The organism is Pseudarthrobacter sp. S6, assembly GCF_050156575.1.
In the GTDB taxonomy this organism is placed as follows: domain Bacteria; phylum Actinomycetota; class Actinomycetes; order Actinomycetales; family Micrococcaceae; genus Arthrobacter.
Map to the genome: position 1 here is coordinate 3,169,841 of NZ_CP189581.1, position 19,461 is coordinate 3,189,301.

The following is a 19,461-nucleotide window of genomic DNA, read 5'->3' on the forward strand; positions in this document are numbered from 1 at the left end:
AGGGCCTTGGTACATGCGGTGCCTCATGCGCGGACACCGTGCAGAAAGCTTTGAATAAATATTAGAACCTCCACGCCGATCCCCCTATTCCGGAAGCCCATTGTGAGCAACGGCACTCAGGGCGCGTGTCAGTTCCAGCCCGTCGCCGCCAGCATCCGCTCCTCAAACATGGGAATCATGCTTTCCACATACGTCCTGCTGAGATGGTTGTCGTCCTTGTACACGTAGACGTTGCCTACCACGGCCGGGCAGATACCGCCGGCGCAAATGAAGTCGCTAAGGTCCATCAGGTACAGCCCGTCCACCTTCCCGCGGTAACTCTCCAGCGGGGACGGCTCCACCAGGGACTCGTTCAGCGGCGGGTTGCAGGCCGGGGCGTCCGCGCCGTGGCGCTGGACGCACTCGGGCATGTTGATGGTGAAGCGCGGGTTGTCCCGGATGCCGACGATCTCGATGCCGGCGTCCGCAATGGGCTGGATGCCATCGAGGTACGCCGGCACCTCGGTCTCGAACGGTGCTTCCTCGTGGGTCTGGGTGGCCACGGTAAAGACGGCATCCGGCCGGTGTTCCAGCACGTACGCTGCGCTGGCGCGGTTGTAGGCGTTGCACTCGGCACTTCGCGTCTCAAATTCAGCCCCGAAACGGCATGCCGGCATCAGCAGGGTGACCAGCTCCCAGCCGCGGGCTTCCGCGGTGGGAGCCAGGGCGGCCAGATACTGCTGGGCATGGGAGTCACCCAGCACAACGATTCGTTTGGTGGCTTCACCTTCGGGGGCGGCCTGCCGGCACCCTTCAAGGACAGTGTCCTCCGCGGCATTGGGACCGACACACGGCGCATTGATTCCGGCCCAGTCGTTATCCAGCGCGGTGGGCCCGGGAATGATCCTCCCCTGCGGAGCGGACGCCCCGGCGTTGCCCGGGGCCAGCAGGGCGGCTCCCGGCGTCAGCTCGCGGGGCTGGGCGGCAGTGGCGGCTTCCTCCGCGGTGAGGCTCGTCTGCCAGACCGCCACCGGTCCGGCCAGAAGGGCACAGCAGGCAACCACGACGACGGCGGTGCGCCAGGTGCGCACCTGCGGCCAGCGCCACTCCCGGAGGGGTTTTTCCACAAAGTTGGTGGTGAGGACGGCCAGGACCACCGAGGCGGCGATGATCGCCGCGCCTTGGATGAAGGTGGGAGCCTCGATGCCGGTAGCTGCCAGGGCAAGCACCAGGACCGGCCAGTGCCACAGGTAGAGGGCGTAGGAGTTGTCGCCCAGAGAGACCAGCGGTTTCCAGCTCAGGAGGCGGTCCACGCCGTACCGGCTCCCGCATTGTCCAGCCACGATGATCGCTGCGGCAGCCAGCGTGGGCCACAGCGCCACGAAACCGGGAAACGCGCGGTCCACTGTCAGCAAGAGACCGCAGGAGACCATGGCCACCAGGCCGGCCCAGCCGAGCACCACACGCAGGAGTTTCCCCGGTTTCAGGTGCGGCAGGCCAAGCGCCAGCAGCGATCCAAGCGCGAATTCCCAGAGCCGGGTCCGGGTGTCGAAGTAGGCGTACGCCTGGTTCGTGGCCGTCTGGTCAATCGAGAACGCGAGCGAGGCGACGAGGATCCCGGCGAACGCGGCTGCCACTACGGCCCGATAGCTGACGTTGTACCGGTGCCGGAGGAGCCGCCACGCTCCAGCGGAGGCGGCAAAGACGAGCGGCCACAGGATAAAGACCTGCCCTTGGATGGACAGGGACCAGAAGTGCTGCAGGGGGCTCGCCGAGGCGTGGTCCTGGGCGTAGTAGTCCACGGCGGTGTCCGCCAGCAGCCAGTTCTGCCGGTACAGCAGCGCTGCCCAGGCCTGGTCCAGGATGACGGGCCAGCGGCCTTGCGGGAGGATGAGCCAGGTGCCTGCCAGGACCCCGAGGATCACCACGACGGCAGCGGGCAGCAGCCGTTTGAAGAGGTGCAGCCAGTGCCGGAGGAGATTGAGGGAGGTACCGGCTTCCACCTTCCGGACGAAGGACAGCGTCAGCAGGAAGGCCGAGATCAGGAGGAAGACATCCACACCGCCGGACACCCGGCCAAGCCACACATGGTAGGTCACCACCATCAGAACGGCGAGCGCGCGGAGGCCCTGGACTTCGGGACGGAACGTCGGTTTCCGGGCGGGCGTCCGCGTGACGGTCTTTGCGTCCAGCGCAGGGCGCGGGGCAGCCTCGGCTGGTGCACTGGACACAGAGACCTCTCCAAGCGGGTAAGCAAAGCATCAAGCCTACGGAGCCGCTGTGCCGATGGCCAATCAGGATCCGGTCGCGTGGGGCACCTTAGGTGGCCGTGCGTGTGGATTCGCGGTGGGCCGGGACAGGGATCCGCCCCTACGAACGCAGCAGCCCGCGGAGCGTCTGAATGGTGTCGGCCTCCGCTGCCGTCTTGTCGTCGCGGTAGCGCTTGACTCGTGCGAACCTCATCGCGATTCCGCCCGGATACCGCGAGGATTGCTGCACGCCGTCGATCGCGATCTCAACCACCGTGATGGGCTCAACCCAGACGGTCCCCGCCGTGCGGCGCACCTCGAGCTCCTGGAACCTCTCGGTCTGCCAGCGCAGCAGGGCGTCGGTGAGGCCTTTGAATGTCTTGCCCACCATCACATAGCCACCGGGTTCGCCGAACTCCCCAGTCGGGTCGAGGGCTCCCAGGTGCAGGTTCGACAGCAGCCCGGTGCGCCGCCCTGACCCCCACTCGCAGGCGAGCACTACCAGGTCATAGGTGAGCACCGGCTTCACCTTGATCCAGTTGGACCCACGCCGACCGGCCGCGTAGGCCGATCGGACCGCCTTCACCACCACGCCTTCATGGCCCGCGGCGAGCGCATCGCGCGACACTCTCTCAGCAACGGCCGCATCCGCCGTGATCTCCCCCGGGATCCGGTATTCGGGGGCGATGCGCTCGAGCACACCGAGGCGCGTTGACAGCGGCTCGTCGAGCAGGTCGCGCCCGTCCACGTGCAGCACGTCAAAAAACCACGGGTGCAGCACCGTGGTGCGCGCCGCGTCCGCCCCGAACCGCGACATGGTCTCCTGGAACGGTCGGGGGCGGCCGTCCTCGTCGAGGGTGAGGGTCTCGCCGTCGAGGATCACATCGCGTACCGGCAGTCCGCGCACCACCTCCACCACCTCGGGCAGCCGGTGGGTCACCTCGGCCAGGGTGCGTGTGTAGATGCGAACATCGTAGCCGGCGCGATGCACCTGGATGCGCGCCCCGTCGAGCTTGTATTCCACGGATGCCTCCCCCGTGGCCTCCAGCGCCGCGCTGGCACTGGCCGCGGTTGCGGCGAGCATGGGCCGCACGGGACGGCCGACGACGAGGCCCACGTCGTCAAGCTGGTCCGCCGTGCCTTTAATCGCCAGCAAGGCCGTCTCGCCGAGATTGCCGGAGAGCATCGCGGCGCGGCGTACGGCGTCGACAGGCCGATCTGCAGCGCGGGCAACGGCGTCCGTCAGCACCGCTTCGAGGGCGCCGGTACGCAGTTCACCGAGCAGCACGCCGGCGATGAAGGCCTGCTCGCGCTCGGTGGCCGCCGCCGTGAGCAACCGGAGAGTCGCGGCGCGCTCCGCGGCTGATCCAGCGCCTGCGGTGGCAAGCAGCCCGTCCAGCGCAGCGTCGACGTCGGCCAGCGTCAGACTCGGCTCAGCGGCCGGCTCCCCCATGGCCGCCGTCATGCCGCGCCAGCCGATGCCGACGCGGCCCTGCCGCGGCTGGGCGATAAGCAAGCCGACGGCCGTCGCGATGTCCACTGGCTCGAGCCGGCGCAGGAGATCGGCCAGTGCGTCGACCTTCGCGAGCCGGGAGCGGGTGGACGCGACGGCATCCGAGGTTTTCACGAGCTCATCGAGCAGCATGGCATCAGTCTGCCACGGCCGCCGACTCTGGACAGTGCCGGAACGCAGTTCCAGAATGAACGCATGGGAGTCATCGTCGCGAACCTGTTCATCACCCTCGACGGCGTCTACCAGGCACCCGGCGGTCGCGAGGAGGACACCGAGGGCGACTTCCCTTTCGGTGGCTGGCAAGCGCCGGTGTCCGATGACGAGGCCGGCGCGGCCATCGGCGCCGAGATCGACCGCATCGACGCCCTGCTCCTTGGCCGGAAGACCTACGACATCTTCGCGGCCTACTGGCCGCACCAGTCCAACGATATCGGCGGCACGCTCAACCGGGTGCCCAAGTTCGTTGTCTCCAGCACCCTGACTGCTCCGAGCTGGGCGGGCACTACGGTACTGGCGGATACCGCGGCCGCGGGTCGGCTACGCGAGGAGTACGACCAAGTGCACATGTTCGGCAGCGGCGTCCTCATCCGTTCATTGCTCGCGGCAGACGTGATCGACCGCCTCCACCTGTGGCTCTATCCGATCACCCTAGGGCAGGGCAAGCGCCTCTTCGACGCCGGGACTATCCCCGCCTCATTCCGCCTCGCGGAGCCGGCACGCACTTTCCCGAAGGGGGCGGTGTCTCTGGTCTACGAGCGTGCGGGCGACGTTGAAACGCAGGAAATGTCGGCCACGTAGGGGCGACAAAAAACCGGCCCAGCCGAAGCTGGACCGGTTCTTTGTGCGATGACTTGATGCAGAGGCACTGGGCCCACACCGGCGAGGGACCCAAGTCGAGCGAAGCGAGACTTGGGAGCCGGTGGGTGGGCCCACACCGGCGAGGGACCCAAGTCGAGCGAAGCGAGACTTGGGAGCCGGTGGGGACTAGTGGCTGTGGCCTGCGTGCTCGTCTTCGTTTGCGGGCTTCTCCACTACGAGGGTCTCGGTGGTGAGAACCAGCGCAGCGATGGATGCCGCGTTGCGCAGGGCTGCACGGGTGACCTTGACCGGGTCGATGACACCGGCTGCGATCAGGTCCTCATACTCACCCGTCTTGGCGTTGAAGCCGTTGTTGGTTTCGAGCTCGGCAACCTTGGCGGTGACAACGTAGCCGTCGAAACCGGCGTTCTGGGCGATCCAGCGAAGCGGCTGCACCAGCGCGCGGCGGACGATGCCCACAGCAGCGGCGGCGTCGCCTTCGAGTGCCTTGACTGCAGGATCCTCGTCGAGGGCCTTCAGGGCGTGGATCAGAGCGGAACCGCCACCGGCAACGATGCCCTCTTCGAGGGCGGCGCGGGTGGAGGACACTGCATCTTCGATGCGGTGCTTCTTTTCCTTCAGCTCAACTTCGGTGGCTGCGCCGACCTTGATGACACCGATACCGCCGGCCAGCTTGGCCAGGCGTTCCTGGAGCTTTTCCTTGTCCCAGTCGGAGTCGGTGCGGGTGAGCTCGGCGCGCAGCTGGGAAACCCGGGCTGCGACGTCTTCTGCGGAACCGGCGCCGTCAACGATGGTGGTGTTGTCCTTGGTGACCGTGATGCGGCGGGCGGTACCCAGCACCTCAAGGCCAACCGAATCCAGGCTGAGGCCCAGTTCCGCGGAGATGACCTGCGCACCGGTGAGGGTTGCAATGTCCTGCAGCATGGCCTTGCGGCGATCGCCGAAGCCCGGAGCCTTGACGGCAACAACGTTCAGGGTGCCGCGGATGCGGTTGACGATCAGCGTGGACAGGGCCTCGCCCTCAACGTCTTCGGCAATGATGAAGAGCGGCTTGGAGCTCGCCAGCGCCTTCTCCAGCAGCGGCAGGAAGTCCTGCACGGAGGAGATCTTGCCCTGGTTGATCAGGATAAGGGCGTCTTCGAGAACGGCTTCCTGGCGTTCGGAGTCGGTCACGAAGTACGGGGACAGGTAGCCCTTGTCGAACTGCATGCCTTCGGTGAGGACCAGCTCGGTCTGCGTGGTGGAGGACTCCTCGATGGTGATCACACCATCCTTGCCGACCTTGCCAAATGCCTCGGCGAGGAGCTCGCCGATTTCGTCGCTCTGGGCCGAGATAGCTGCCACGCTGGCAACCTGGGTGCCTTCAACCGGGCGTGCGTTCTCGAGCAGGCGGGCTGCAATGGCTTCTACGGAAACCTCGATGCCGCGCTTGATCTGGCCCGGAGCGGCGCCCGCCGCAACGTTGCGCAGGCCTTCCTTGACCAGGGCCTGGGCGAGCACGGTAGCCGTGGTTGTGCCGTCGCCGGCAACATCGTTGGTCTTCGTGGCGACTTCCTTGGCCAGCTGCGCGCCAAGGTTCTCGTACGGGTCATCAAGCTCAATTTCACGCGCGATGGTGACGCCATCGTTGGTGATGGTGGGTGCCCCCCACTTTTTGTCGAGGACAACGTTGCGGCCGCGGGGGCCGAGCGTCACCTTGACAGTGTTGGCGAGCTTATCGATGCCGGCTTCAAGCGACCGGCGGGCAGCGTCGTTAAACGCAAGCTGCTTTGCCATGGTTTTGTCCTTTCAAGACAGAACCCCGCACAGCTGACCAGCGGAATGCATGATCAGCGGCACGGGGATCCAAAGAGTTACTTTACGACGATCGCCAGAACGTCGCGGGCGGACAGCACGAGGTACTCGTTGCCACCGGTCTTGACTTCGGTTCCACCGTACTTGGAGTAGATGACAACGTCGCCAACGGCTACGTCGACAGGCACGCGGTTGCCGTCTTCGAAGCGGCCGGGGCCTACTGCAACAACTTCACCCTCCTGCGGCTTCTCCTGTGCGGAGTCCGGGATAACCAGGCCGGAAGCCGTGGTCTGCTCGGCTTCGAGCGGGCGGACAACAATACGATCCTCAAGAGGCTTAATAGAGACCGACACTCGGACCTCTCCTTCTACGTCAGCGAAATTTGTGGACAGTTGAGCTGTTTCGCCGTGGCTGGCAAACCGTCGTCGCGGTGCCGGCAGCAGCCTGGCTGGCAGCTCGTCATGTGTTAGCACCCTCCTAGGGAGAGTGCTAATGATGACTCTATGTTTTGGTTAGCACTCGGTCAAGGCGAGTGCCAGAATTATGTCTCCGGCGAACAGCCTTTTACCGGCCGGTGAGGTCCTCAAGGTCGACGTCCTCGTCGCCGTCGTCCCCTTCTTCGACTATGCCCCGCTGCAGATACAGAACCACGGCGCCGCCCACGGCAGCCAGCAGCGAGACCACCAGCATGATGATGCCGCCTACGCGTGCTCCGGCGTATAGGCCGCGAATCTCCCCTGCCTCATCCGTGGCGTCCTGGATGTTCTTGCCGCCCACGGAGTAGACAGTGGCGTTGAACGTGTCCAGGAAGAAGATGATCACGAGCAGCGCGACGCAGACAACGGCCACTGCGGATCCTGCAATCAGCGCGGGGCGGGCGAACTTCACCAGGTCCGGCTTACTGGCTTGCGGTGGTCCGGACGGCTGGGTGCCTGCACTGTCTTCCATGCCTTCAACCCTAGCCGGATCTGGCCACCGGCCCCCTCCACTAGGCTTGAACCCATGGCTCAAGCACCGCAGGACCAGATCGCCCCACTGCTCACGAGCGAAGGCTGGGAGCTCCTGGCGTCCCTGGGCCCGTACCGCGAGGACAAGGCGTTCGAACTCAACGCGGCCCTACGCAAGGCCGGTCACTCCCCCGCATTGGTCTCCGCCGTCCTCACCCAGTCCCGGCTCCGCACCAAGGCCGAGCTGAAGTTCGGCGAGTTCGCCCGGAGCATGCTCTTCACGCAGGCCGGGCTGGAACAGGCCACGCGTCTCACGGTCGCGGCAAGGCATGCCGAGCGCTTTGCGCAGGCCGGCGTCCGCCATGTGGCTGACCTCGGGTGTGGCCTTGCCGCGGATTCCCTGGCCTTGGCATCAATGGACATCACGGTCACGGCCGTGGAGATGGACGAAACCACCGCCGCCTGCGCCACGGTCAACCTGATCCCCTTCCCCAACGCCACGGTGGTGCATTCGGACGCCACCACCGTCCCTTTGGACGGGGTCGACGGCGTCTGGCTGGATCCCGCACGCCGCGTCACCTCCACGTCGGGTACCAAGCGGATCTGGGATCCTGAGGCATTTTCACCGCCCCTGTCCTTTGTGGAATCGCTCGCGGCCACCGGGCGCGCCGTTGGCGTAAAAATGGGCCCCGGCATGCCGCACGAGTCTGTTCCCGCTGGCTGCGAGGCGCAGTGGATATCGGTGGGCGGCGACGTCACCGAGGTGGCCCTGTGGTTCAACTCCGTGCGCCGGCCCGGAATCCGCCGCGCCGCGCTGCTGCTTGGTGCGCAAGGTGCCGCCGAGCTGACCAGCGCTGACGACTTCGACGGCGGTCCCGCGGCGCCGGTGGGTCCGGCAGAGAGCTACCTGTATGAGCCCGATGGTGCGGTGATCCGTGCCGGCCTGGTGGCCGACGTCGCGCTTCAATTGGGCGGGCACCTGCTGGACGAGCACATCGCCTATATCTGCGCTCCGGAACTGGTGGACACGCCCTTCGCCCGGGCGTACAAGGTCCTGGAAGTGATGCCGTACAACGTCAAGGCGCTCAAGGCCTGGGTGAAGCAGAACGGCATCACGGTGTTGGACATCAAAAAGCGCGGCACATCGGTAACCCCGGAGGAACTGCGCAAGCAGCTGTTCGCCGGCAACAAAGGTGCAGGCAAGAAGGCCGGACAAAAAACAGCCACCCTGGTCCTGACCCGTATTGGGGAGGACCGGGTGGCCATCTCGGTGGAACCGGTCTGAGACCGCGAACGCTCCCGAGACCGGGCCCTACTGGGCGCGCATAAAGTCCTCGGCGGCCCGGACCTGCTCGTCGGTGGGCCGCACGCCGGTATAGAGCACAAACTGCTCGAGCGCCTGGATGGTCGCCACCTCGGCGCCCGTGATCACCTGTCTCCCGGCGGCCCGGGCCGTCTTGATCAACGGCGTCTCGGCCGGCAGCGCCACAACGTCGAACACCACTTTGGCTGCCGCGATGGCATGTTCCGGGAAGGACAAGGAGTTCACTTCCGGGCCGCACGCCATACCAATGGGCGTGACGTTGATGATCAGGTCCGCCGTCCCTCCGTCGAGCGTTGCCCGCCACTGGAACCCGTACTGCTCAGCGAGCGCCCGGCCGGCGTCTTCGTTCCGGGCGATGACCGTGACGTCCGTGAAGCCTGCGTCGCGCAGGGCCGCGACGGTGGCCTTGGCCATGCCGCCGGCACCCTGGACCAGCACCGAGTAATCCGTGGGCACGGCGTTGCCGGCAAGGAGCTGCTCGATGGCGGTGTAGTCGGTGTTGTAGGCCAACAGATGCCCGTCGGTGTTCACGATGGTGTTGACCGAATCGATGGCCTTGGCGGAGGGATCCAACTCATCCACGAGGGCCATCACGTCCTCCTTGTACGGCATGGACACAGCGCAGCCGCGGATGCCCAGGCCCCTAACGCCGGCGATCGCCTGGGCCAGGTCGGTGGGGGCAAAGGCCTTGTAGATCCAGTTCAGGCCCAGCTGGTCGTAGAGGTGGTTGTGGAACCGGGTCCCGTTGTTGCTGGGCCGGGCCGACAGCGAAATACAAAAGGTCATGTCTTTATTCAGAATGGGCACCCGACCATTAAACCGCCGTTGAGCGATTCGGCGATGTGTTACGGGCAACCCGTCCCGGCCGGATAGCTTCCGACGGCGGCGGGCAGCTTTCCCGGTGCAGTCGCCTTGCCTGCCAGGACGGCAACCAGTGCGTCGAACGCACCCGGGGTCCGGCCGTACAGCGCAATTTTCACCGGCGCGCTGGAATCCTGTAGCGGCCACGGCGCATCCAGGGCGACGGCGATATCGCCCCCGACCGGCCGCCCGGCGTAACCGATAAGGCTGACCAGCGGGCCCGCCCCGGTGCCAAGCCCGGCCTTCGCCGCGGCCGCCTCAAACCGTGCCCGGTCCTGCGCTGATCCGCCGGCGATCCGGAGGCTGCCCTGGACGATTGGGGTGCCGCAGTGGCCGGAGAGCACGGTGACTGCAGCCGCGGAGACCCGCGCCGAGATGTCGCCGCCGCTGCCGGGGGCTGCGCTGGCAGGGGCCGAGCCGGCGGGCGGCGAGGTGACGCGGCCGCGCCAAATCATCATGGTAGCCACCCGGATGGCTGCTTCGTCCAGGCGCGCCGCGGGCAGGGTTCCGGCCGCCACGGCGCTGACGATGGCCGCATGGGACTGCCCCACGTCCGTGGGCATCAGCAGCAGGTCCGCGCCGGCAGCCAGCGCCGCCGTTGATGCAGAGCCGCCCGGGTATTGCTTTTGGACTGCCCTCATATTGAGGGCATCGGTCACGGCCACACCCTTAAAACCCATGCCGCGCAACGCAGCGTAGGTGGGGCCGGACAACGACGCCGGGACGCCGGGTTCCAGGGCCGGTACGGCGATGTGCCCGGTCATGACCATAGGCACACCGGCGGATATGGCTGCCCGGAAGGGCTTCCAGTCCCGAGCCTCGAGCTCTGCGATGCCCGCGGGCTGCACCGGAAGGTCCTGGTGCGAGTCAACCGTCACGGAGCCATGTCCCGGGAAGTGTTTGAGGGCGGGCAGGACGCCGGCCTCCTGCATGCCCTGTGAGAACCCCACAGCCAGCGCTCCCGCTGCGTCCGGGTTGCCGGACATGGACCGGGCACCGATGGTTGGATCTGCGGGCCCGATGGTCACATCCGCCACAGGCGCGAAGTCCACGGTGAAGCCCAGCGACCCGAGCTCCGCGGACAGGGCGCGGCCTGCATCCTTGGCGAGCGGCACATTTCCGGCGGCTCCGTAGCTCAGGGCTGTTGGCCATTCGGTCAGGGGCGCACCGAGCCGCGCCACGATCCCGCCCTCCTGGTCCACGCCGATGAGCCCGGGCCAGGGCCTGCCGTCAGCTTTTGTGGCCTGGGCCAGCCGGGCGTTGACCGTCGCCATGGCAGCCGGATCCGCCTGGCCGCGGGCGTCGAGCGGGACGTTGTCGCCCATGATGATGGACCCGGCCAGATGGAGGCGTTCAATGGTTGCGGCCTGGGCTTCGGCGTCGGTACCGGCATACAGCGGAATCAGCACCTGACCGGCTTTTTGCTCCACCGACATCGCCGTCACGGCGGCAGCGGCGGCATCCTGGTCCCGCTGTTCGGGGCCCCAGCCCAGCGGCAGCAGCCCGGGGTCAGGTGAGGGGGAATCGGACGGAGGTGCCGTCGTCGGACGCTCTGACCCCGGGGTCAACGCCGGCGCGGGGCTGGAGGTCACCGGGGTGGTTGTGGGAACCGCCGTGCAGGCCGTCATCGCGGCCACGGCGGCGGCCGCGAAAAAGAGGGTGGATTTGTGAATACACTCACGGCTCCATATGAACAAGGCCATCATGACGATGCTACCCCTGCACTAGACTTGAACGCGGCGCGTGCCCAGTGCTATCCGAACAGTTAGGGGAACGCATGAAGATTGATTTCGCTTCATCGAAGCAATCAACTCTTGGTGTGGAGTGGGAGCTGGCACTGGTGAACGGCGAGACCGGCGAACTGGCATCGGTCGCCAACGAAGTGCTCAGCGGCGTGGTTGCCAAGCACCCCGAACTCAACGAAGACGACGAACACCCGCACATCAAGCAGGAACTCCTGCTCAACACCGTGGAGCTGGTCACCGGCATCTGCGAAACTGCCGCCGAAGCCAAGGAAGACCTCAGCCGCTCGCTGGCCGCTGTCCGCGAAATCACCGACCCCATGGGCGTGGAGGTCTTCTGCGCCGGCAGCCACCCGTTCAGCCCGCCGCAGCTGCAGCCCGTGACGGACAAGGCCCGGTATGCCAAGCTGATCGACCGGACCCAGTGGTGGGGCCGGCAGATGGTCATCTATGGTGTGCACGTCCATGTGGGCCTGGACCGGCGCGAAAAGGCACTCCCCGTGCTGGATGGGCTGGTCAACTACTTCCCGCACTTCCAGGTGCTCTCTGCGTCGAGCCCGTTCTGGGGCGGCGAGGACACCGGCTACGCGTCGCACCGCGCCCTGATGTTCCAGCAGCTGCCGACCGCTGGCCTGCCCTTCCAGTTCCCCTCCTGGGGCGAATACGAGTCCTACGTCCAGGACATGTTCACCACCGGTGTGATCGACACCCTGTCCGAGATCCGCTGGGACATCCGGCCCGTTCCCAACCTCGGCACCATCGAAATGCGCATCTGCGACGGCTTGGCCACCCTGGAGGAAGTGGGCGCGATTGCAGCCCTCACCCAGTGCCTGGTCGATGAATTCTCCACCACCTTGGACAACGGCGGCACTATCCCCACCATGCCGCCGTGGCATATCCAGGAGAACAAGTGGCGCGCCGCCCGCTACGGCATGGAGGCCATCATCATCCTCGACGCCGCCGGCAACGAACGGCTGGTCACCGACCACCTCCTGGAGACCCTGAACCGGCTTGAGCCGGTGGCCGCGAAGCTCGGCTGCCCCGACGAACTGGCCGACGTCGAAAAGATCATCCGCCGCGGCGCGGGGTACCAGCGGCAGCGCCGCGTCGCTGCCGAGCACGGCGGCGACCTGCAGGCCGTGGTGCTGGACCTGGTCAAGCAGATGCGGAACGGGCCCACTGGATAACCCCACCCGTTTGCGCTATCAGTTGCGGTCCCTAACCCGGCGGTTTGGGGACCACAGCTGATAGAGCAAGTTGGGTGTTCGGCGAGCAGGTCAGGCAGGCAGGTCAGGCGGGGAGTGACACCGCGGTGACCGGCATCGAGGAGTCGGGGGCGAAGCGGATGCCGCTGGGCCCGATCCCGGCCATCACCAGCTGGGCACCGAGGGCCGCCACCATGGCGCCGTTGTCCGTGCACAGCTCCAGCGGCGGCACATGAAGCTTGATTCCGGCGGACGCACAGCGCTGACCGGTGAGTTCCCGCAGCCTGGAGTTGGCTGCCACTCCCCCGCCCAAGAGAACGTCTTTGATGCCATGCTCGCGGCAGGCCAGGACGGCCTTGGACGTGATGACGTCCACCACCGCTTCCTGGAAGGCGGCGGCGACGTCGGCCACCGGCACCTCTTCGCCGCGGGCCTCGAACTGCTCGACGCACCGCGCCACTGCCGTCTTCAGGCCGCTGAAGGACCAGTCGTAGCGGTGTTTTCCCGGCGCCTCGGCGGTGCCCATGTACTTGGGCTGGCTGAGGCCGCGCGGGAACCGGATGGCTTTGGGGTTGCCGGTGCGGGCGAGCTTGTCGATGGCCGGGCCGCCCGGGTAGCCGAGGCCCAGGATGCGGGCCACCTTGTCGTAGGCTTCGCCGGCGGCGTCGTCGATGGTGGAGCCGAGGAGCCGGACGTCGCTGGTGATGCTGTTGATCTTCAGGATCTCGGTGTGCCCGCCGGAGACCAGCAGGGCACCCAGGTTCTCCGGGAGACGGCCGGCCTGACCGAGCCCAACCGCGAGGCTGGCGGGACGGCCGGCCCTGCTGCCGGCGGCAGCACCGCCGTCGGGGTTTACATCCAGCAGCCCGACGCCGACATGCGCCACCAAATGATTGATGGCATACAGCGGCTTGCCGGTGGACACGGCCAACGCCTTCGCGGCGCAGACCCCCACCATCAGGGCGCCTGCCAGCCCGGGGCCGGAGGTGACGGCAATCGCGTCCACGTCCGCCAGGGTCACGTCGGCGTCGGCGAGGGCCTGCCGCAGGGTGGGCACAAAGGCATCAAGGTGTGCGCGGGAGGCGATCTCGGGGATCACGCCGCCGAAGCGGACGTGCTCGTCCATCGAGGAGGACACCGTGTTGGTGAGAAGCGTGGTGCCGCGGACGATGCCCACGCCGGTTTCGTCGCAGGAGGATTCGATGCCCAGCACCAGGGGCTGCGAGCTGTTCATGCCTTGCCTGCTTCTGTTGTGGGGTCCGGGGCTGGTGCCGGGTCGGCTGGTGCGGGGGCTGTGCCTTCGGGGACCAGTTGCAGCCGCATGATGAGGGCGTCAACCCCGTCGCGGTAATACCCGCGGCGGACGTGGATCTGCTCGAAGCAGAACCGCACGTACAGCTGCTGCGCCCGGGGATTGTCCGCACGGACCTCCAGGAGGACGTCCGCGGCCCCTCGGAGCCGGGCTTCATCGATCAGCCGGGTCAGGAGCCTTGCGCCAATGCCCCGGCCTTCACATTCAGGCACGACGGCGATGGTCTGGACATCCGCGATCGGCTCGATGCACATCAGGCCGGCGTAGCCCACAATGTCCCCGCCACTTTCCGCCACGAGGTAGCGGCGCGTTTCGTGCTGGGACAGTTCGGACAGGAACATGTGCAACGGCCATGCGTCCGCCGGGAACAGGCGCTGCTCTAGAGCGTCCACTGCGGGCACGTCTTCCAGGGTCATATCCCGGAACACCACGCCGTCGACGCTGGAACTGTCTGCGCTGGTAGGCATGCTCACAGGGCCCGCTTCCGTGGGCCCGGGACCTGGGCGTCCGACTCGCGGAGGTACAGGGGCGTGGAGTCGAGCAGTTGCTTGCCGGAGGCGAGCCGGGCCAGGGCGAACTGTCCGAGGTAGAGAGCGTCGGGCTGCTCATTACTGAAACCCGGTTCGGCGCGCAGCACGTCACTGTAGAGTCCGGCGCCGGCGCCGTAGGCCGGGAGGTCCGGGAGGTCGGCGGCGAAGCTGACGTGCGGGCCGTCCTCAAGCTGCGGCAATTGGCCGTCGGCGAGACTGTACCGTGCCCAGTAAACCTCTTTGCGCCGGGCGTCCGTGACCACCAGGAATTCGGCCGCGGCCTCGGTGGACTCTGCCACTTCCAGCGCCACGGCGTCCAGGCTCATCAGCCCGTACAGCGGTTTGTCCCAGACGAAGGCGAGCGTCCTGGCGGTTGCGATCCCCGAGCGCAGTCCGGTGAACGGGCCTGGGCCCACGCCTGTCACGATCGCGTCGATGTCCCGGCCGGTGACGCCGGCAGAGGCAAGCAGGTCCTCGATGCCGGGGGCCAGAACTTCGGCGTGGCTGCGGGTGTCCTCGGTGGAGAAACTGGCCACAACGCCTTCGAGGGCGTCGTCCGAGACCAGCGCAGCACTGGCCACGGCGGAGGTGTCGATGGCAAGAATAAGCATCAGGGTGTCCCTTCGAAGGCCCCGCCCAGGGCAGGCTTGGTGCTCCAGCGGGGACCGAAGCCGCGCAGCACGATGGTGCGGGGCTCGTCGAGGTCCTCGGTGTCGAAGTCCAGGATTTCGGTGTGGGCGGGGTTGGGTTTCCGTTCCGCCGGATCCGTCTCCCCGTCCAGCCCGACCGGTTCCAGCCCGATCGCCCGGTGCAGGTCCACTTCCAGCCGGCTCTCGCTCAGGTGCTCCACCCGGCCGCGTCCCCACTCCACCACGGTCACGGCCGAGTCCAGCGTATTTTCCAGGTCAATGTCGTCGATTTCCGACGCCGATCCCAGCCGGTACGCGTCCACGTGCACCAGGTCGGGGCCACCGGGCCGCGGGCCGTCGGGCAGGTTGGGGTGGATACGGACCAGCACAAAAGTGGGCGAGATGATGCCCGCACGCACACCGAGGCCTTCGCCGAGGCCCTGCGTGAAGGTGGTTTTCCCGGCACCCAGCTCGCCGGTCAGTACCACCAGGTCCCCGGCCTGCAGCTCCGCACCCAATGCGGCGGCGAGCGCGTGGGTCTGGTCCGCCGTTGTGACCCTCAGCGTCTCTTCCCAGTGGGGCATCACTGCCGGGGCCATGCTCACGGTGTTGCCTGCCCGGCGTCGGGATTTCCCACGGCAGGATGGCCGACGGCGGGACTTTCGTTAATGACCCGGCGTGGCACCCGCGGGCTGATCCGGGTCACGATCTCGTAGTTGTTGGTGCCGGCGGCGACCGCCCAGTCGTCCGCCGTGGGACCGCCGTCGTCCCCGTTACCGAACAGCACCGCTTCGGCGCCGAAGAGGTCCGCGCCGGCGGGGCCGATGTTGCCGAGGTCGATGACCATCTGGTCCATGGCGATCCGGCCCACCACGGGGTAGGTCCGGCCGGCCACCCGGACGGGACCGCCGGTGGCAATGCGGGGCACGCCGTCCGCGTAGCCCAGCGGGATCAGCGCCAGGGTGCTGGGGCCGCTGGTGCGGTAGCGCAGGCCGTAGGAAACGCCCTGCCCATCCGGGACCTGCTTGCACTGGGACACCAGGGTGCGCAGCGTCATCGCGGGACGGAGACCCAAATCGGCGGAGGTCTGGCCTTCAAAAGGCGAGAGGCCGTATATGCCCAGGCCCACGCGGACCATGTCAAAGTGGGTATCGGGGCGCGACAGCGTGGCCGGGGTGTTGGCCAGGTGGCGGACTTCGGGGTCCACACCGGCGTCCTCAGCCACGGCCAGCACCTCGCGGAAGGCCGCCAGCTGATCGTCGGTTTCCGGCCGCTCGGGTTCATCCGCCACGGACAGGTGGGAGAAGATGCCCACCACGCGCAGGAGGCCCTGGTCCTGGTACTCCATGGCCTCGCCCAGCAGCTGGTCCCAGGCATCGAGCGCTACGCCGTTCCGGCCCAGGCCCGTGTCCACTTTCAGGTGGATCCGTGCGGGACGTTCCTGGTCACGCGCGGCGGCCACAATCCGGTTCAGTTCCCAGCCGGAGCAGCCGATGTCCACGCCGGCAGCCACCGCTGCGGCGAAGTTGCTTTCCGCCGTGTGCAGCCAGGCCAGCAGGGGGGCGTCGATGCCCGCGGCCCGCAGTGCCAGCGCCTCGGAGATATGTGCGACCCCCAGCCAGGATGCGCCGGCTTCGAGGGCGGCCCTGGCTACAGGAACCGCGCCGTGTCCGTACGCGTCAGCCTTCACCACGGCCATGACCTTGGCGGGCAAGGCGGCGTCCGCCAGCCGCCGCACGTTGTGGCGGATTGCGTCCAGGTCTATAACGGCGGACCGCTCGTACCGAGGATCGGGTCCTGAGGCCGCGCGGAAGTCACCTGTTGTTACGGGATAAGTCACGCTAGTGATTCTAGTGCGGGCGCTCAGGGCGGGATAATCGCGGCGCCCTCAGGCATCGGACAGGTGCGCGATCGTGGCGGTGGCCCGGCGCTGGGCCGCGAGCGGTATGTCGTGGAGAATGTCGGCCAGGAAGCCGAAGCGGCGGAGCCACTGGCTGCTCTGGCGTTCCGGCCTGGAGTTGGCCCGCTGCCACCAGTCTGCGATGTCTCCCCAGCCGGGTGCCGCCAACGAACCGCCCACTTCCTGCACGGCGAGGGAGGCGCAGAGGTTTGCGAAGCGAAGCCTGTTGCCCAGCGGCCAGCCTGCCAGGCTGCCCACGATGAAGGCCGCGTCGAAGCAGTCCCCGGCGCCGGTGGGATCCAAAGCAATGACCGGCGGCGACGGTACCCACTCCTCCTCCCCCGTCTCCGAGTCCACGGCCATGGCACCCTGCGCGCCGAGCGTCACCACGGCCACGGGCACGCGATCGGCGAGGGCGTACAGCGCGGACCACGGATTGTCCTTCCCGGTGAACGCCATGGCCTCGCGCTGATTGGGCAAGAATGCATGGAAGTACTGCAGGTTGTCCAGCCGGACCCGTGACCATTCACCGCTGGGATCCCACCCCACATCCCCAAACAACTTCACGCCTCCCTTCTGCGCGGCCACGGCCCAGGGTTCGATCTCGACGCCCAGCTCGGCAATGCCGGCGAGCGCCCGGGGCGGTGAACCAATCAGTTCGGACGACGTCACGGGGGCCGGGTGGCCGTGGGTCACCAGCGACCGGTCCTTCGCCACGCAGAGCGAGACGGTGACCGGCGAATGCCACCCCTCGACTTTGCGCGACATACTCAGGTCCACGTGCTCTTGCCGGGCCAATATCTTCCAGTTGTAGTCCCCGTAACCGTCGTCCCCGAACGCGGCGGCCAATCCGGTGCGCAGTCCCAGCCTCGCCGCCGCAATGGCCTGGTTCGCGACGCCGCCGGGGCAGCTGCCCATGCCATCGCTCCAGATTTCCGTGCCGGGCTCGGGCGCGTGGGGCAGGCCGGTGAAGATGATGTCCTGGAAGACCGTGCCGGCGAGGATCAGGTCGAACCCGCCGCCAGACTGCGCGCGGACGGTTGCGAGCGGATCGAAGCGGCGGTCCGGGATGGCGTCCATGTCCGGCAGACTACGCCCTGCCGCGGCCCCACGGTAGGGGCGCGCCTGGCGGAGGCCTACACTGCTGACTATGCGGCTTATGATTGCCGGCGGCGGCGGATTCCGCGTGCCGCTTGTCTACCGAGCGCTGGCGTCCGGCGCGTTCGCGGGGCTGGTCAGCGAGCTGGTGCTGTTCGACGTCGATCCCGCCCGCCTGCGAGCCATCAACGCGGTTCTGCATGCCATGCCGGAGTCCGACGGCCGCCCCGCCGGCGGCCCCACCGCTGGCCCTCGCTCCGGTGTCCGGCCGCCCGCCGTGCGTTCCACCACGTCCCTGCCCGGGGCCCTGGCGGGGACAGACCTGGTGTTCGCGGCGATCCGCCCCGGCGGCACGGCCGGCCGGATCCACGACGAACGGGTGGCCCAGGACCTCGGCCTTCTTGGCCAGGAAACCACCGGCGCGGGCGGCATCTCCTATGCGCTGCGCACCATCCCGGAAATGCTGGACCTGGCACGGCAGATGCGGGAGTTCTGCCCGGACGCCTGGCTGATCAACTTCACCAACCCGGCGGGCATGGTCACCGAGGCCCTGCTGCCTGTCCTGGGCCGGAAGGTCATTGGGATCTGCGATTCCGCGGGCGGCTTGGTGCACCGTGCGGCCCGCGCGGCCGGCCTGCCGCTGCCGGACGGAAGGCTCGACGGCGTGGGCTACTTCGGACTGAACCACCTGGGCTGGCTCTACCGGCTGGAGTCCGGCAGCCAGGATCTGCTGCCCGGCCTGCTCTCGGACCCGGCCGCCCTCAGTACGTTCGAGGAAGGCAGGCTGTTCCCGCAACCGTTCCTCAAGGAACTCGGCATCCTGCCCAACGAATACCTCCACTACTACTATCAGCGGGACAGCGCCACCGCGGCCATGCGCGCCATGGCCCAGACCCGCGGCGAGTCCATCCACCATCAGCAGGCCGAGCTGTACCCGCGGCTGGCCTCAGCCGGCCCGGACGCCTACACCCTGTGGGACGCCGCCCGCCGCTCGCGGGAGGAAGGCTACCTCGCCGAGGCACGGACCCACGGCGAGCAGCGCGACGAGGACGACCTCGCCGGCGGCGGCTACGAACGCGTGGCCCTCGCCGTGATGCGCGCATTGGCGGGGGCCGGGGAGGCCCAGCTCATCCTCAACACCCCCAATACGCTTCCGTCCGATCCGGGCGGGGGTGCCGCCCCCGGAAGCACCACCACGGAACCGGCCATTCCGGGGCTGCCGGCGGACGCCGTCGTCGAGGTCCCCTGCACCGTAACGCCCGACGGCGCATTGCCGCTTCCACAGTCAGCCCCGGGAGCGGAGCAACTCACCCTGCTCCGGCGCGTCAAGGAGGTGGAACGGCTCACTGTCCGGGCAGCGACGCACGGAGACCGGACGGCCGCCGTCGACGCCTTAAGCCGGCATCCCCTGGTGGACTCCCCCGTGTTCGGGGCCAAGCTGCTGGCCGGCTACGAGCGCGCCTTCCCTGCGCTGCTGGAGCTTTGGCGCCGCTAGGGGTTGCTGTACATCACGTGCCGGAATGCCGTCCGGGGGCGGCTGGAGTAGTGTTTTACCGAGC

At 67.6% G+C, this 19,461-nt stretch carries 17 protein-coding genes; 4 read left to right on the top strand and 13 right to left on the bottom strand.

Annotated features, from left to right (window positions below):
* Positions 1-128 precede the first annotated feature (128 nt).
* The gene (locus tag ACQCS0_RS15085) at positions 129-2,210 is read right to left on the bottom strand and encodes an acyltransferase family protein (protein WP_426938666.1); all 2,082 of its coding nucleotides are present in this window, start codon (positions 2,208-2,210) and stop codon (positions 129-131) included.
* A 139-nt stretch (positions 2,211-2,349) separates the two neighbouring features.
* The gene (locus ACQCS0_RS15090; RefSeq protein ID WP_354153375.1) at positions 2,350-3,873 is read right to left on the bottom strand and encodes an ATP-dependent DNA ligase; all 1,524 of its coding nucleotides are present in this window, start codon (positions 3,871-3,873) and stop codon (positions 2,350-2,352) included.
* A 63-nt stretch (positions 3,874-3,936) separates the two neighbouring features.
* Here ACQCS0_RS15090 and ACQCS0_RS15095 point away from each other — a divergent pair, with 63 nt between their 5' ends.
* Positions 3,937-4,539, top strand: coding sequence for a dihydrofolate reductase family protein (locus tag ACQCS0_RS15095; RefSeq protein ID WP_354153374.1), 603 nt, complete (start codon positions 3,937-3,939; stop codon positions 4,537-4,539).
* A gap of 186 nt (positions 4,540-4,725) precedes the next feature.
* On the opposite strand, the gene groL is transcribed toward ACQCS0_RS15095, so the two are convergent.
* From groL to ACQCS0_RS15110, 3 genes are all read right to left on the bottom strand, one after another.
* Complete coding sequence (gene groL, locus ACQCS0_RS15100) at positions 4,726-6,336, bottom strand: chaperonin GroEL (protein WP_248759662.1); 1,611 nt, start codon at positions 6,334-6,336, stop codon at positions 4,726-4,728.
* A 77-nt stretch (positions 6,337-6,413) separates the two neighbouring features.
* A complete protein-coding gene (gene groES, locus ACQCS0_RS15105; protein ID WP_056344177.1) occupies positions 6,414-6,707 on the bottom strand; it encodes a co-chaperone GroES in 294 nt (97 codons plus the stop codon).
* A gap of 211 nt (positions 6,708-6,918) precedes the next feature.
* A complete protein-coding gene (locus ACQCS0_RS15110) occupies positions 6,919-7,302 on the bottom strand; it encodes a hypothetical protein (protein WP_426938667.1) in 384 nt (127 codons plus the stop codon).
* 54 nt (positions 7,303-7,356) lie between these two features.
* On the opposite strand from ACQCS0_RS15110, the gene ACQCS0_RS15115 reads away from it, so the two are divergent.
* Positions 7,357-8,586 carry a class I SAM-dependent methyltransferase gene (locus ACQCS0_RS15115; RefSeq protein ID WP_354222993.1) on the top strand — a complete coding sequence of 410 codons (1,230 nt, stop codon included), beginning with the start codon at positions 7,357-7,359 and terminating at the stop codon, positions 8,584-8,586.
* Between the two features lie 27 nt (positions 8,587-8,613).
* On the opposite strand, the gene ACQCS0_RS15120 is transcribed toward ACQCS0_RS15115, so the two are convergent.
* Both ACQCS0_RS15120 and ACQCS0_RS15125 read right to left on the bottom strand, forming a co-directional pair.
* Positions 8,614-9,432, bottom strand: a complete 819-nt coding sequence (locus ACQCS0_RS15120; protein WP_426939807.1) for a shikimate 5-dehydrogenase — start codon at positions 9,430-9,432, stop codon at positions 8,614-8,616.
* Positions 9,433-9,470: 38 nt separating this feature from the next.
* On the bottom strand, positions 9,471-10,922 hold the full coding sequence (locus ACQCS0_RS15125) for a glycoside hydrolase family 3 N-terminal domain-containing protein (RefSeq protein ID WP_426940228.1): 1,452 nt from the start codon (positions 10,920-10,922) through the stop codon (positions 9,471-9,473).
* A 341-nt stretch (positions 10,923-11,263) separates the two neighbouring features.
* Between ACQCS0_RS15125 and ACQCS0_RS15130 the strand changes: the two genes are divergently transcribed.
* On the top strand, positions 11,264-12,415 hold the full coding sequence (locus tag ACQCS0_RS15130) for a glutamate--cysteine ligase (RefSeq protein ID WP_354153369.1): 1,152 nt from the start codon (positions 11,264-11,266) through the stop codon (positions 12,413-12,415).
* Positions 12,416-12,518: 103 nt separating this feature from the next.
* Here ACQCS0_RS15130 and tsaD read toward each other — a convergent pair whose 3' ends face one another.
* From tsaD to ACQCS0_RS15160, 6 genes are read right to left on the bottom strand one after another with little or no spacing between them, the layout of a single operon-like run.
* On the bottom strand, positions 12,519-13,667 hold the full coding sequence (gene tsaD / locus ACQCS0_RS15135; RefSeq protein ID WP_354153368.1) for a tRNA (adenosine(37)-N6)-threonylcarbamoyltransferase complex transferase subunit TsaD: 1,149 nt from the start codon (positions 13,665-13,667) through the stop codon (positions 12,519-12,521).
* On the bottom strand, positions 13,664-14,212 hold the full coding sequence (rimI, locus tag ACQCS0_RS15140; RefSeq protein ID WP_354153774.1) for a ribosomal protein S18-alanine N-acetyltransferase: 549 nt from the start codon (positions 14,210-14,212) through the stop codon (positions 13,664-13,666). The genes tsaD and rimI overlap by 4 nt, the downstream gene beginning before the upstream one ends.
* A gap of 2 nt (positions 14,213-14,214) precedes the next feature.
* Positions 14,215-14,886: a tRNA (adenosine(37)-N6)-threonylcarbamoyltransferase complex dimerization subunit type 1 TsaB gene (tsaB, locus tag ACQCS0_RS15145; RefSeq protein ID WP_354153367.1), complete on the bottom strand. Its 672-nt coding sequence runs from the start codon at positions 14,884-14,886 to the stop codon at positions 14,215-14,217.
* Positions 14,886-15,503 carry a tRNA (adenosine(37)-N6)-threonylcarbamoyltransferase complex ATPase subunit type 1 TsaE gene (gene tsaE, locus ACQCS0_RS15150; RefSeq protein WP_354153773.1) on the bottom strand — a complete coding sequence of 206 codons (618 nt, stop codon included), beginning with the start codon at positions 15,501-15,503 and terminating at the stop codon, positions 14,886-14,888. Before tsaE ends, tsaB begins: the two co-directional genes overlap by 1 nt.
* A 2-nt stretch (positions 15,504-15,505) precedes the next feature.
* Positions 15,506-16,744, bottom strand: coding sequence for an alanine racemase (alr, locus tag ACQCS0_RS15155; protein WP_354153366.1), 1,239 nt, complete (start codon positions 16,742-16,744; stop codon positions 15,506-15,508).
* A 48-nt stretch (positions 16,745-16,792) separates the two neighbouring features.
* Positions 16,793-17,884 (bottom strand): carbohydrate kinase family protein, encoded by a 1,092-nt coding sequence (locus ACQCS0_RS15160; protein WP_354153365.1) that lies wholly within the window; start codon positions 17,882-17,884, stop codon positions 16,793-16,795.
* 70 nt (positions 17,885-17,954) lie between these two features.
* On the opposite strand from ACQCS0_RS15160, the gene ACQCS0_RS15165 reads away from it, so the two are divergent.
* Positions 17,955-19,397: a 6-phospho-beta-glucosidase gene (locus ACQCS0_RS15165; RefSeq protein WP_354153364.1), complete on the top strand. Its 1,443-nt coding sequence runs from the start codon at positions 17,955-17,957 to the stop codon at positions 19,395-19,397.
* The last annotated feature ends 64 nt before the right edge of the window (positions 19,398-19,461 follow it).